This is a genomic window from Streptomyces sp. NPDC059092 (assembly GCF_042756365.1).
Lineage (GTDB): Bacteria > Actinomycetota > Actinomycetes > Streptomycetales > Streptomycetaceae > Streptomyces.
In genome coordinates this window covers 153,495-166,343 of sequence record NZ_JBHZEJ010000001.1, presented here as the reverse complement: position 1 = coordinate 166,343, position 12,849 = coordinate 153,495, and the positions used below count along the sequence as shown (strand labels likewise).

The following is a 12,849-nucleotide window of genomic DNA, read 5'->3' as shown; positions in this document are numbered from 1 at the left end:
GTCTTTTCCTTCACTGACCGGCCGAGAAAAAGTGTACAGGGTCCGCGAGGGTGCTCGCACCCGCGTTGTTCCGGGCGTGGAACGGGGTCCTACTCCGCACGCAGGACGTGCTTCGCGGCGATCTGCTTGGCCCGGTCGGAGTCCGGCCCCGGCTGGGGTACGAAGACCGCCTCCCGGTAGTAGCGCAGCTCCGCGATGGATTCGCGGATGTCCGCCAGCGCGCGGTGGTTGCCGCTCTTCTCGGGGCTGTTGAAATAGGCCCGCGGGTACCAGCGGCGGGCCAGTTCCTTGACCGAGGAGACATCGACGATGCGGTAGTGGAGGTAGCCCTCCAGCGTCGCCATGTCGCGGAGCAGGAAACCGCGGTCGGTGCCGACCGTGTTTCCGCACAGCGGCGCCTTCCGGGGCTCCTTCACGTGCTCGCGTACGTACGCCAGGACCTGCTCCTCGGCGGCGGCGAGCGTGGTGCCGCCCGCCAGCTCGTCGAGGAGCCCCGAGGTGGTGTGCATCTGCCGCACCACCTCGGGCATGGTCTCCAGCGCAGCGTCCGGCGGGCGGATCACGATGTCCACCCCTTCGCCGAGCACGTTCAGCTCCGAGTCGGTGACCAGCGCGGCCACCTCGATGAGTGCGTCCTCCGTCAGCGAGAGCCCGGTCATCTCGCAGTCGATCCACACCATTCGATCGTTCATACGCCTTACCCTACGGGGCGCTCCGCTGGCCGGGCAGACTCGGACGGGCCGGGCCTGTCGCGTACATGTCGGGACCGGCCTTTCCGTGGTCCGGCAGCGCCGCCGACGCCGCCGGATGCCCCGGTGCGCTGGAGGCCGCCGCCGCCCGCCTGGAGTGCGCGGACGCCTGGGCGGGCACCATCGACTCCATGACCCCCGGTGGCATGGGATCGGCCTGCGGGCGCCTGGCCCGGTAGGCGGACCGGTATGCCGCGGGGGAGGAGCCGAGCTGCCGCCGGAAGTGCCCGCGCAGCGCCACAGGGGAGCGGAAGCCGCAGCGGCCGGCGACCTCGTCGACCGAGTAGTCGGAGGTCTCCAGGAGCCGCTGTGCCTGAAGCACCCGCTGGGTGATCAGCCACTGGAGCGGCGCGCTTCCGGTGAGCGAACGGAACCGCCGGTCGAAGGTGCGGCGGCTCATGTACGCGCGGGCGGCGAGGGTCTCCACGTCGAACTGCTCGTGGAGATGTTCCAGCGCCCAGGCCACGACCTCGGCGAGCGGGTCGGAGCCGATTTCCTCTGGTAAAGACCTGTCCAGATAGCGCTCCTGCCCACCACTGCGGCGCGGCGGTACGACCAGCCGGCGGGCCAGGGCCCCCGCTGCCTCCGCGCCGTGGTCCGTCCTGACGATATGCAGGCACAGATCGATTCCGGCCGCCGTTCCGGCGGAGGTGAGTACGTCTCCGTCGTCGACGAACAGCTCCCGCGGGTCCACATGGACGGACGGATAGCGTTTGGCGAGCGTCGGGGCGTACATCCAGTGCGTGGTGGCCGGGCGGCCGTCCAGCAGTCCGGCCGCAGCGAGTACGAACGCGCCGGTGCACAGTCCGACGATTCTGGCGCCCTCCTCATGGGCACGGCGCAGTGCGTCCAGTGCCTCGGGTGGTGGCGGTGATGTGATCGACCGCCATGCCGGCACGACCACGGTGCCTGCCCTGCTGATCGCCTCCAGGCCGTACGGCGCGGTCAGTTCGAGCCCGCCGGTGGTGCGCAGCGGGCCGTCCTCCCCACCGCAGACGAGCAGGCGGTAACGGGGAACTCCGGCGTCCTGGCGGTCGATTCCGAACACCGAGAGCGGAATGGAGCTCTCGAAGATGGGGCCGCCGCTGAAGAGCAGCACGGCGACGACTTCCCGGCGTCGACGCCCGGAAAGCTTCCGTACTGACTCCGGTACGGCGGTGGAGTCCTGGCTCATGGCGCTAAGCCCCCCTCGGTGTTCTCGTCTCCCCGTTCTTGTCGGGCCTTTCGCTCCTGCACGATTCCCCTCGGTTTTGCACGGGTCCCCAGCCGTCGATCCTCATGATCGAATCTACTGTGTTCCGTGGTGCCGGCGTGACAAGTTCTCCAACCGGCGCTATGTCGACAAGGCAACTTGGCGCGAAGCATTCGATCACGAAGCGTTCCACTCGCGAGCCGAGAGTGGAAGTGGGCCTCGCGTGCATGGCCCATCCCCGTAGGGTGCGGAGGGCCGTAGCGGTCCTTTCTTCCCTGGTGGCAAGGGGGTTGGCAGGCCATTTCATCAAAGGTTGGGCCCAAGTGCGAAGTTGGCTGAAAAGTGATGGGTGCGTCTGTGCGATGCGCTCAATCTCCCGGCGCACCACCCTCGTACGCGCGTGAGACCTCCCGCGCCCCCTGTCCATCTGGTTGAACCCTCCACGACTGATGGCTTCCGGACGGTCCGTACGTTCCGTACATCCTTACGTACGACGCCACCGTGTCCGACGGGGGCCTGCTCCGGTTGGCGCGAATCCGTGCGGCCCCCGTGGCGGGCCCTGGCGGGCCTGCCGGAGGCCCGTGGGACCGCTCCCAGTATTCCGTGCCGACCCGGCCTCCCGGACCCCGGGAGGGGCCTGGGGGCGGGCCTGGGGCCCCTTCGTGGCGGCCGCGCGCACCGTGGCGCGTGGCGCCCGTGAGGGGCGGGTGCCGGGTGGTGCGGGCGCGGGGGTTCCCCGGGGGCGGCGGCGTGGCCGACGGCCGACGGGGAGCGGAACCGTCCGGTCACCCGTGGGGGTGATCCTGGATCTCCTCAGGGCTGCCGGGGCATCGCGTGGGAAGCCTGTAGGGGCCATCCGGCATTGCGATCCGGGACCGCCTCGTGCATGCTCCCTGGAACGCCGCGTGTGACGCGGCGGGCTCTGGGCATGAGAGGAGTGTCGCCGTACCCTTTGGGGTATGGGGTTGGGAAGATGATTCCCGGACACAGCTCCGTCCGCCCCGCCACTCGTTGCTCCTTCTCAAGAGGACTTCTTTCGCCGAGACATCCATGGCCGGTCACGAAATCCCAGAACCCGCAGACCGCGAGCAGGTAGCCGACCCCCTGTCGGACCTGCAAGCGGCGGAACAGACACGCGCCTCCTGCGATCCGGCCTTCCGGCACGGAGTGGTCGTCGGCTTCGACGGCTCGATGTCCAGTGAGCGCGCGCTCGCGTACGCCATCGGCATGGCCCGGCGCCTCGGCTCCGGCCTGATCATCGTCCATGTCGCCAACCGGCTCCCGACCACGGTCTGGGCGGGGTGCGAACCCCCCGTCTTCGTGGACGTGCCCGACCACCGCACCGAGGTGCTCGGGCTGGAACTGGCCTGCGCGGACTACCTCGCCGAGGTGCCGTGGATCCTGGTCGAGCGCGGCGGCGACATCTGCCACGAACTGGAAGAGGTCGGTCAGGAGTACTCCGCCGACGCGATCGTCGTCGGCTCCACCCACGGCATCGTCGGGCGGATCTTCGGCTCCGTCGCCGGGCGGCTCGCCCGCCGCGCACAGCGCCCCGTCGTCGTCATCCCGTAACGGCCCCTCGGCGGACGGCCCCCTCGGCGGACGGCCCCCTCGGCGGACGGCCCCTTCGGGAGACGTCCCCCTCAGGAGACGTCCCGTCAGGAGGCCGATTCCCGGAGGGCGGCCGGTCGGCTCCGAGACGCCGTCAACTCTCTTGGCCGCAGCGTGAATTTACTCACGCGTAGAGGTGCGTCGCGCGCTCGTGCAGGGTACATAACGGTCGCTGGGACTCAGCGCGCCCGCACGCCGTGAAGGGAGCCCGCCGTGGACAACGACATCTCTGCGGGAAGCACCAATTCCGCTTCCATTCTCGGCCAACTTGCTCCCGGCCCCGTCCCGCTCGCCTGCGGCATCGGCCTGAGCGGCGTCGTGGACCGCGTCACAGCCACCCGCTAGGACACAGGCCACAGGCCCCAAGGCCGCGGGCCGGCGCCCGGGCAAGCGCCGGCCCCTTCGGAGAGCGCCCTCAGCGTGATGGGTGGCACGCGCTGGGGGCGCTCTCACCGCGACCGGGCCGGCCGGGCCGAGTGAGTTGGCCGGGCCGACCGGGTTGGCTGGGTTGGCCGCGGCGCCCGCCCGCTCGACCGTGACCGGCTGCTACTCGACCGTGACCGACTTCGCGAGGTTACGCGGCTTGTCGATGTCCCGGCCCAGCGCCAGCGCCGTGTGGTACGCCAGCAACTGCAGCGGGATCCCCATCAGGATCGGGTCCAGCTCCGTCTCGTTCTTCGGCACCACGATGGTGTGGTCGGCCTTCTCCTGCTCCTGGTGCGCCACCGCCAGGATCGGACCGCTGCGCGCCTTGATCTCCTCCAGCGCCGCCCGGTTCTTCTCCAGCAGCTCGTCGTCCGGCACGATCGCGACCGTCGGCAGCGCCGGCTCGATCAGCGCGAGCGGACCGTGCTTCAGCTCGGACGCCGGGTACGCCTCGGCGTGGATGTACGAGATCTCCTTCAGCTTCAGCGACGCCTCCAGCGCCACCGGGTAGCCCCGTACCCGCCCGATGAACATCATCGAACTCGCCTGCGCGTAGTCGGCGGCCAGCTTCTCGATCTCGTTCTCCGTCGCCAGGATCTCCGAGATCTGCTCGGGCAGCCTGCGCAGCCCCGCGATGATCCGCTTGCCGTCCGCCACGGACAGGTCGCGGATCCGGCCCAGGTGCAGCGCCAGCAGCGCGAACGAGACCACGGTGTTGGTGAAGCACTTGGTGGAGACCACGCAGACCTCGGGGCCGGCGTGCACGTACACCCCGCCGTCCGTCTCCCGGGCGATCGCGGAACCCACGACATTGACCACGCCCAGCACCCGGGCGCCCTTGCGCTTCAGCTCCTGCACCGCCGCCAGCACGTCGTACGTCTCACCGGACTGCGAGACCGCCACGTACAGCGTGTCGGGGTCCACGACCGGGTTGCGGTAGCGGAACTCGGAGGCCGGCTCGGCGTCGGCGGGGATCCGGGCCAGCTCCTCGATGAGCTGCGCCCCGATCAGACCCGCGTGGTACGAGGTGCCGCAGCCGAGGATCTTGATCCGGCGCACCCCGCGCGCCTCGCGGGCGTCCAGGTTCAGCCCGCCGAGGTGCACGGTGGAGAAGCGGTCGTCGATCCGGCCGCGCAGCACGCGGTCCACGGCGTCGGCCTGCTCCGAGATCTCCTTGTGCATGTACGTGTCGTGGCCGCCCATGTCGTACGACTCGGCCTCCCACTCCACCGTGGTCGGCGTGGCCGAGGTGGACGACCCCTCCGTGGTGTACGTACGGAAGTCGTCGGCCTTGAGGGTGGCCATCTCGCCGTCGTCCAGCGTCACGACCTGGCGGGTGTGCGAGACCAGCGCCGCCACGTCGGAGGCGACGAACATCTCCTTCTCGCCGATGCCCAGCACCACGGGGGAGCCGTTGCGGGCGACGACGATACGGTCCGGGAAGTCGGCGTGCATGACGGCGATGCCGTACGTGCCCTCGACGAGCTGGAGCGCCTGGCGCACCTTCTCCTCCAGGGTGTCGGCCTGGGAGCGGGAGATGAGGTGGGTGACCACCTCGGTGTCGGTCTCGGAGAGGAAGACGACCCCGTCCGCCGCCAGCTTCACGCGCAGCTCGGAGGCGTTGTCGATGATGCCGTTGTGGACGAGGGCCACCTTGCCCTCGGCGTCCATGTGCGGATGCGCGTTCTCGTCGCTCGGGGCGCCGTGCGTGGCCCACCGGGTGTGCGCGATACCGCTGGTGCCGGCGAAGCGCTTGGGGACGCGGGCCTCCAGCTCGCGGACGCGGCCCTTGGCCTTGACCATCTTCAGCGTGGCGGCCTTGCCCGCGGCCGGCTTGCCGGTGATGACGATGCCCGCGGAGTCGTACCCGCGGTACTCCAGTCGCTGCAGGCCCTCCAGCAGCAGTGGTGCCACATCACGCTTGCCGATGTATCCGACGATTCCGCACATACGGTCTCTGCCCCTCCTGAAGTTCTCACGGTGTGTGCCCGGACGCGGCGGCGGTCCGTGAGGGCCGCGGCCGCGTCAGCCGTAGACGATGCGGCGCAGTTGCCGGAGCGACAGCTCCGGGGGCGCCACCGCGCGGTGCGGCAGTTCGGCCGCGATCCGCTCGAAGATCTCCGCGTTGGCGGCCCCGCCGGACTGCAGTTCCCGGTGGCGGCGGCGTACGAACTCCTCGGCCGTCTCGTCGAAGTACGCCAGCACGTCGAGCACCACACGGGCGGCCTCACCGCGCTGGAGCGCGGTGGAGCGCACGAGATGGTCGATGAGGTCGTCGTACGACGGTCGGCGTTCGAGCACTCGTCGATATTGCGGGCGCGAGGGGGTGTTTGCAACATTCCTGCCCGGAATCGGGCAGGATCCGCTGAAAGTGAGAGCTGAATGAGGGAAGGGCGGAGGGGGAAACCGGGGGAGACGGGGCGCTCCGGCCGTCCGGTCAGAGGCGTCCGAGGACGGCCTTCTTGGCGGTGGCGAACTCCTCGGCGGTGAGTATCCCCGACTGATGCAGCTCGCCCAGCTCCCGCAGCCGCCGCAGCAGGGCGTCATGATCGTCGCCGCCCCCGGCCGCCTCGGTGGCGGTGACGGGGACCTCCACCGGCCTGGCGCCCGGAAGATCACCGTCCGGGGACGGAGCCGCCAGCGGGTGCGGCAGCCGGGCCACCACCGCAGCGCCCACCAGCGCCATCAGCGGGTCCTTCCGGAACCCGTACAGATCCACCGCGTGCGGGTCGTACTTGGCCGGGGTCGAGGCCGGCATCCGCGTCACCAGGAAGCGCAGACAGCCGTTCTCCAGTCCCCGGCTCGGCTGCCACTCCACCGCCGCCACGTCGTCCAGGGTGAGCGTCCGGGGGCCGCCGGAGGACTTTGAATCCTCGGTCTTCCAGTTCCACTCCAGCCGGATCCGCTCCCCGTCGAAGGAGACGGTCGCGTCGCCCGCGCCCACCGTGATCGGCAGGGCGGGGCCCGGCAGCAGGTAGCGGCCGACGGGCCCGGGGTCCACCTGGTCGAGCAGGAGCGCGTTGCGTACCTCGTCCACCAGGTACTCGGCCACGCCGAAACGGTCCTTCTCGACCGTCAGCCGGTACGGCTCGGAGTCGTCGTCCAGCCGCCCGCCGGCGATCCGCAGCAGCGGATCGGCGCCGTCCCGCAGGCGCAGCCGCAGCCGCCCGGACTTGCGCCCCTCCTCGAAGGAGATCCCCGCCAGTGCCTCCAGCGGCACGGCCGTCTCGCCGAGCGTCCTGCGGAGCAGGCTCACCCCCTTGTCCTTGCCGGGCACGATGCGGACCGTGTTCCCGTCGAAGGTCCAGGTGCCGTCCTTCTGGATGATTTCCGCCATGCCGGGATTCTTCCATCAGGCGTGGCGGAAGGGCGAGACGGAAACGGGCGCCGGAGATTCTGCCAAATCTCCGGCGCCCTGGTCATGTCGGTCCCTCTGTCCCGTCCGGCTAATTCGCGAACCGGGCCAGCGGGTTGGGCAGCGTACCGACGAGCTGGAGGGCGCCCGCCGGGTCCGCGATGTCGACCATCTGCTCGTTGTTGCGGAGCTGGAGCCGGTTGAGGCAGGACAGCGCGAACTCCGCGTCGAACAGGTCGTACTGGCGGAATTTGTCCGCGAGGTGCGGCAGCGACTCCTGGTACCCCCGGACGCACTCCGCGACCGTACGCCAGAACGTGTCCTCGTCCGGCAGTGTGCCGTCCGAGACGAGGTCCGCGCTCAGGAAGCGGAAGAAGCAGTCGAAGACATCGGTGAAGAGGGACAGGACCTTCATGTCCTCGGGGACGTCTGCGCGGATCCGCTCGACCGCCGGCGGCAGCACCGCGTCCGGGTCCATCACCGCGATCTCCTCGGCGATGTCCTTGAAGATCGCGCGCTGGACGACACCGTCCTCGATGACCAGGATGACGTTCTCGCCGTGCGGCATGAACACCAGGTCGTACGCGTAGAAGGAGTGCAGCACCGGCACCAGGTACGCGTCCAGGTAGCGGCGCAGCCAGTCGGCCGGCGCCAGCCCCGACGCGGCGATCAGCGCGCCCGCGAAGGACGAGCCCTCCCGGTCGGTGTGGAGGAGCGACGCCATCGTGGCGAGCCGCTCCCCGCCCCGCAGCGACGGCACGGGGCTCTCGCGCCAGAGCGCCGCCAGCATCTTCAGGTACGGGGAGCCCTTGGCGGTGGCGGCCTCGTACTGCCGGTGGTGGTAGCCGATCGCCGCGCGCTCGCGGATGATCGAGAAGCGGGCCGCGCGCAGGGTGCCGTCGCTCTCGATCAGACCGGCGAGCCAGTCGTTGATCGCGGGCGTGGCCTCCATGTACGCGGCGGAGAGGCCGCGCATGAAGCCCATGTTGAGGACGGACAGCGCCGTTTTGACGTAGTGCTTGGCCGGGTCGCTCGTGTTGAAGAAGGTACGGATCGACTGCTGGGCCAGGTAGTCGTCCTCGCCCTCACCGAGGCAGACGAGATGGCGCTGTGCCAGCTCGGCGGCGAAGGTGACGGAGAGTTTGTTCCACCACTGCCAGGGGTGCACGGGGATCAGGAAGTAGCCGTCCGGGTCGAGCCCCTGGGCACGCAGGATCCCGTCGAACCGCTCCAGGGTCCCGGCGGACAGCTCCTCGCGGATCAGGGAGGAGTAGTCGAGCCCGGCGCCCGCCGTGAAGGTGGCCCGGTCGCGGCGCGCGGCGAGCCAGACGAGCCGGATCGGGCTCGCGGCCTCGGGGGCGTACGCGCGGTACTCGTCCACGCCGAAGCCGAGCCGGCCGTTGTTGGCGACGAAGCAGGGATGCCCCTCGGTCATCCCCGTCTCGATCTCCTGGAATCCGGCGGTGGTCAGCTCCGCCGAGGTCACCGGCTTCTTGGTCAGTTTGTACGCCGTGCCCGCGAGGGTGGAGGAGATCTCCTCCAGGTAGACCGGGAGGATCGCGGCGGAGAGCCCCAGCGTCTCGCGCAGCTCGATGAAGAAGTCGAGCGCGTCGAGCGGCAGTTCGGCGCCGTCACGGTGGCGCCGTACGGAGTCGGCGGGTATCTGCCAGTGGTCGAGGGCGAACCGGCGCGCGGTGAAGTGGTACTCGGTCGCGTCGTCGTCGCTCCGTACCCGGTAGCGGTCCCCGCCGAGGGATTCGGGCGTCAGGATGCGCTCGTGGGAGAACTCCGCGAGGGCTTTGCGGAGGAGCAGCCGGCCGGCCTGCTCCCAGAGGGCCGGGGTGAGGTGGGCGACGCTGGCCGTGGTTTTCGCCGGGGCGCCGGCGTGGGCGGGTGCATTCACGGGTGCATTCAAGGGTGCTTTCGCCGGTGCTTTGCCGGGGGAAGCGGTCGGGCTGCTCATCGGGTGACTCCTCGTGCTGCTTGAGCGCTCTGCTCGGCCGGGGCGGTCGGTGCGGTCGGGGCGGCCTGCTCGGCCTCTGCGGCCTCCGCGGCCCGTGCGGTCCGCTCGGCCTCGTCGGTCCGCTCGGCCTGTGCGGCGAGCGCGGCGTGGAACATCTCGCGCGTGCAGATGCTCAGATAGGCGTCCTTCTCCGGCTTTTCGAGTTTCTCCTCGATCCGGAAGCCGACCGCCTCGTTGAGTGCGTGGACAGCGGTGTTGCGCACGTCGGGCTCGACGACCACACGCCGTACGGACGGGTCGTCGAAGAGCAGCGCCATCACCGTCGTGATCACGGCGCGGGTGAAGCCGTGCAGCCGCCGCGCGCCGTCGACCGGGGCGACCAGGAAGTGCATCCCGATGTCGCCGGGCTCGGCGTCGTACAGGCCTTTCAGCTCCACCTCGGCCGGGTCGTACCGCTCGATCAGGAAGGCGGGGACGCCGTGGTGCAGCCCGATGAACGCGTCGTGGTTCGTGGCGGCGGCGATGCCCATGTACTCGCGCTCGACGTCCGGCAGCGTGGCGCCCTGCATCAGCCAGAAGGCCGCTTTGGGGTGCGTGACCCAGCCGTGCAGCAGCTCGACGTCGGCGAACGGGTCGACGGCGCGCACCTCGAAGAGGCCCAGCCGTTCGTCCGTACGGGAGAACAGGATTTCCGGTCCCGCCGCGTGCCCGGGGTGTTCCGTGCGCCCGGTCATCGGACGGTGCCTTCCGGTGCGGCGAACTCCTGGAACGCGATGGCCTGCTCGACCGGGTAGTACTCCCGCCCCAGCAGCTCACCGATGATGTACGCGTTGCGGTACGGGCCCATGCCCAGGTCGGGCGAGGTGATGCTGTGCGTGTGCACGGCGGCGTTCTGGAGGAAGATCCCGCGCCCGGTCGTGTCGATGCTGTAGTTGCGGGCGACGTCGTACCGGCCGTGGCCGTCCAGCCTGATCCGGTCGGCGACCGGCTCCAGGAAGGCGGGGGCGACGTATTTGTAGCCGGTGGCGAGGACCAGGCCCTGGGAGGCGAGCGAGAAGTCCCGCTCCTGCTCCTCCTGGCGCAGCCCCAGCGTGTAGGTCCCGTGCTCGTACGATGCCGAGGTCAGCGCGGTGTTGGCGAGCAGCCGGGTGCGGACCGGGCCCCTCAGGTTCTTCTGGTAGAGCAGGTCGAAGATCTCGTTGATGAGATCCGAGTCGATGCCCTTGAACAGCCCCTTCTGCCCCGACTCCAGCCGGTAGCGGGTGGCCTCCGGCAGCGCGTGGAAGTAGTCGATGTACTCCGGGGAGGTCATCTCCAGCGTCAGCTTGGTGTATTCGAGCGGGAAGAAGCGCGGCGACCGGGTGATCCAGTTGAGCTGGTAGCCGTGCGCGTCGATGTCGGAGAGCAGGTCGTGGTAGATCTCCGCGGCGCTCTGCCCGCTGCCGACGAGGGTGATGGACTCCTTCTTCTGGAGTTCCGCCTTCCCTTGCAGATAGCGGGAGTTGTGCAGGAAGTCACCGCCGAGCCCCTGGCAGGACTCCGGGACGTACGGCGGGGTCCCGGTGCCGAGCACCAGGCGCCGGGCGCGGTAGGTCTCGTCAGCGGTGCGGACCACGTACAGCTCGCTCTCCTCCTCGTACGAGACGGAGGTCACCGTACGGTTGAAGCGCACGCTGGAGAGTTTGGCGGCGGCCCAGCGGCAGTAGTCGTTGTACTCGGTCCGCAGCGGATAGAAGTTCTCGCGGATGTAGAACGAGTACAGCCGCCCGGACTCCTTCAGGTAGTTGAGGAAGGAGTACGGCGAGGTCGGGTCGGCCAGGGTGACCAGGTCCGAGAGGAACGGCGTCTGGAGGTGGGCGCCTTCGAGGAACATCCCCGAGTGCCATTCGAAGTCGGGTTTCGACTCCAGGAAGACGCCGTCGAGTTCGTCGATCGGCTCGGTCAGGCAGGCGAGTCCCAGGTTGAAGGGGCCGAGCCCGATGCCGACGAAGTCGTACGGCGCGCTGCGCTCAGGAAGCGTGGACAAGGTTCTCTCCCAGGTACTGCTCGGCGTGGCCGGAGATCAGATCGAGGACGGCGGCGATGTCGAGCACGGTGGTCTCGGGGTTGAGCAGGGTGAACTTCAGGTACTGACGGCCGTCCACGGTCGTCCCGGCGACCACGGCCTCACCGGAGGCGAACAGCGCCTTGCGGGCGTGCAGGTTGGCGCGGTCGATCTCGGTGGGGCCGGCGACGTGCTCGGGGATGTAGCGGAAGACGAGCGTGGAGAGCTGGGGCTCCACGACGACGTCGTAGCGCGGGTCGGCGGCGAGGAGCTGCCACCCCTCGGCCGCCAGGTCGCAGACCTCGTCGAAGAGTTCCCCGATGCCGTCGGCGCCCATGACGCGCAGGGTCATCCACAGTTTGAGGGCGTCGAAGCGGCGCGTGGTCTGTAGGGACTTGTCGACCTGGTTGGGGATGCGCTCCTCGACCGTCCGGCGCGGGTTCAGATAGTCGGCGTGGTACGTGGCGTGGCGCAGGGTGGCGCCGTCCCGTACCAGCACGGCCGACGAACTCACCGGCTGGAAGAAGGACTTGTGGTAGTCGACGGTGACCGAGTCGGCGTGCTCGATGCCGTCCAGGAGCGGACGCCGGGTGAGGGAGGCCAGCAGCCCGCAGCCGTACGCGGCGTCGACGTGCATCCAGGTGTCGTACTCCTCGCAGAGCGCGGCGATCTCCGGCAGCGGGTCGATGGAGCCGAAGTCGGTGGTGCCCGCGGTCGCGACGACGGCCATCGGGGTCAGCCCCTCGGCGCGGCAGCGCTCCAGCTCGGCGGCGAGGACCACGGTTTGCATGCGCTTCTCGCGGTCGCAGGGGATGGAGACCACGGCGTTCGGGCCGAGCCCGAGCAGGGTGGCCGACTTCTGCACGCTGAAGTGGCTGCACTCGGAGGCGAAGACGCGCAGTTTCGTCGGCTCGTCGGTTTTGGCCTCCTCGCGGGCGAAGAGCAGCGCCTGGAGGTTGGACTGGGTACCGCCGCTGGTGAAGACGCCGTCGGCACCGGCGCCGAGCCCGATGCGCTGCGCGGTCCAGTCGATGAGCCGGCGCTCGATCAGGGTGCCGCCCGCGCTCTGGTCCCAGGTGTCCAGGGAGGAGTTGACGGCGGAGAGCACGGCCTCGCCGAGCACGGCGGGTATCACGACCGGGCAGTTGAGGTGCGCGAGATACCGCGGGTGGTGGAAGTAGACGGCGTCCCGCAGATAGACGCTCTCCAGCTCGTCGAGCGCGGCCGAGGCATCTCCGAGCGGCCGGTCCAGGTCGACCGCGGCGACCACCGGGGCCAGTGCGTCGGGGGTGATGCCGCTGAACGGCCTCTCCGTTGTGGCGAGTCGGTTCGCCACCCGCTCGACTCCTTCGGTCACGGAGCGCCGATAGCGGTCCGCCGTCGCGCCATTGAGCAGGTGCGCACGCATGCTGGGGTCCTCCCGGATGTGGGGGTGCGGGGGTTCAGGGGGTACGGGGGTTCACGGGGTACGGGGTAGGGCGTGATGAGGCGTAGTTAGGTTAGCCTAAC

At 69.8% G+C, this 12,849-nt stretch carries 10 protein-coding genes and 1 pseudogene; 2 read left to right on the top strand and 9 right to left on the bottom strand.

Going from position 1 to position 12,849, the window contains the following annotated elements; all coding sequences use genetic code 11:
* Window positions 1-89: 89 nt before the first annotated feature.
* A complete protein-coding gene (gene orn / locus ACFXPL_RS00670; protein ID WP_384910178.1) occupies window positions 90-692 on the bottom strand; it encodes an oligoribonuclease in 603 nt (200 codons plus the stop codon).
* 10 nt (window positions 693-702) lie between these two features.
* The gene (locus tag ACFXPL_RS00665) at window positions 703-1,923 is read right to left on the bottom strand and encodes a GlxA family transcriptional regulator (RefSeq protein ID WP_384910175.1); all 1,221 of its coding nucleotides are present in this window, start codon (window positions 1,921-1,923) and stop codon (window positions 703-705) included.
* A gap of 1,068 nt (window positions 1,924-2,991) precedes the next feature.
* On the opposite strand from ACFXPL_RS00665, the gene ACFXPL_RS00660 reads away from it, so the two are divergent.
* Both ACFXPL_RS00660 and ACFXPL_RS00655 read left to right on the top strand, forming a co-directional pair.
* The gene (locus ACFXPL_RS00660) at window positions 2,992-3,513 is read left to right on the top strand and encodes a universal stress protein (protein ID WP_030354999.1); all 522 of its coding nucleotides are present in this window, start codon (window positions 2,992-2,994) and stop codon (window positions 3,511-3,513) included.
* A 252-nt stretch (window positions 3,514-3,765) separates the two neighbouring features.
* Window positions 3,766-3,897, top strand: coding sequence for a hypothetical protein (locus tag ACFXPL_RS00655; protein ID WP_384910173.1), 132 nt, complete (start codon window positions 3,766-3,768; stop codon window positions 3,895-3,897).
* A 201-nt stretch (window positions 3,898-4,098) separates the two neighbouring features.
* Here the strand turns inward: ACFXPL_RS00655 and glmS are convergent, their stop codons facing one another.
* From glmS to ACFXPL_RS00620, 7 genes and pseudogenes are all read right to left on the bottom strand, one after another.
* Window positions 4,099-5,928, bottom strand: coding sequence for a glutamine--fructose-6-phosphate transaminase (isomerizing) (glmS, locus tag ACFXPL_RS00650; protein ID WP_384910170.1), 1,830 nt, complete (start codon window positions 5,926-5,928; stop codon window positions 4,099-4,101).
* A gap of 75 nt (window positions 5,929-6,003) precedes the next feature.
* The gene (locus ACFXPL_RS00645) at window positions 6,004-6,279 is read right to left on the bottom strand and encodes a hypothetical protein (RefSeq protein WP_384910167.1); all 276 of its coding nucleotides are present in this window, start codon (window positions 6,277-6,279) and stop codon (window positions 6,004-6,006) included.
* A gap of 136 nt (window positions 6,280-6,415) precedes the next feature.
* Window positions 6,416-7,315, bottom strand: coding sequence for a DUF4429 domain-containing protein (locus tag ACFXPL_RS00640; RefSeq protein WP_384910164.1), 900 nt, complete (start codon window positions 7,313-7,315; stop codon window positions 6,416-6,418).
* A 109-nt stretch (window positions 7,316-7,424) separates the two neighbouring features.
* Window positions 7,425-9,236 (bottom strand): IucA/IucC family protein, encoded by a 1,812-nt coding sequence (locus ACFXPL_RS00635; RefSeq protein WP_384910162.1) that lies wholly within the window; start codon window positions 9,234-9,236, stop codon window positions 7,425-7,427.
* 200 nt (window positions 9,237-9,436) lie between these two features.
* Window positions 9,437-10,030: pseudogene (locus tag ACFXPL_RS00630) on the bottom strand (GNAT family N-acetyltransferase); the annotation flags it as partial.
* Window positions 10,027-11,322 carry a lysine N(6)-hydroxylase/L-ornithine N(5)-oxygenase family protein gene (locus tag ACFXPL_RS00625; protein WP_384910159.1) on the bottom strand — a complete coding sequence of 432 codons (1,296 nt, stop codon included), beginning with the start codon at window positions 11,320-11,322 and terminating at the stop codon, window positions 10,027-10,029. The gene ACFXPL_RS00625 and the pseudogene ACFXPL_RS00630, both read right to left, overlap by 4 nt.
* Window positions 11,306-12,748, bottom strand: a complete 1,443-nt coding sequence (locus tag ACFXPL_RS00620) for a pyridoxal phosphate-dependent decarboxylase family protein (RefSeq protein ID WP_384910156.1) — start codon at window positions 12,746-12,748, stop codon at window positions 11,306-11,308. The genes ACFXPL_RS00625 and ACFXPL_RS00620 overlap by 17 nt, the downstream gene beginning before the upstream one ends.
* Window positions 12,749-12,849 lie beyond the last annotated feature (101 nt).

Bases quoted from the DNA above. Each gene is read 5' to 3' on its own strand.
- ACFXPL_RS00660 (WP_030354999.1), top strand. From the start codon at position 2,992: ATGGCCGGTCACGAAATCCCAGAACCCGCAGACCGCGAGCAGGTAGCC.
- ACFXPL_RS00620 (WP_384910156.1), bottom strand. From the start codon at position 12,748: ATGCGTGCGCACCTGCTCAATGGCGCGACGGCGGACCGCTATCGGCGC.
- ACFXPL_RS00665 (WP_384910175.1), bottom strand. From the start codon at position 1,923: ATGAGCCAGGACTCCACCGCCGTACCGGAGTCAGTACGGAAGCTTTCC.
- glmS (WP_384910170.1), bottom strand. From the start codon at position 5,928: ATGTGCGGAATCGTCGGATACATCGGCAAGCGTGATGTGGCACCACTG.
- orn (WP_384910178.1), bottom strand. From the start codon at position 692: ATGAACGATCGAATGGTGTGGATCGACTGCGAGATGACCGGGCTCTCG.
- ACFXPL_RS00640 (WP_384910164.1), bottom strand. From the start codon at position 7,315: ATGGCGGAAATCATCCAGAAGGACGGCACCTGGACCTTCGACGGGAAC.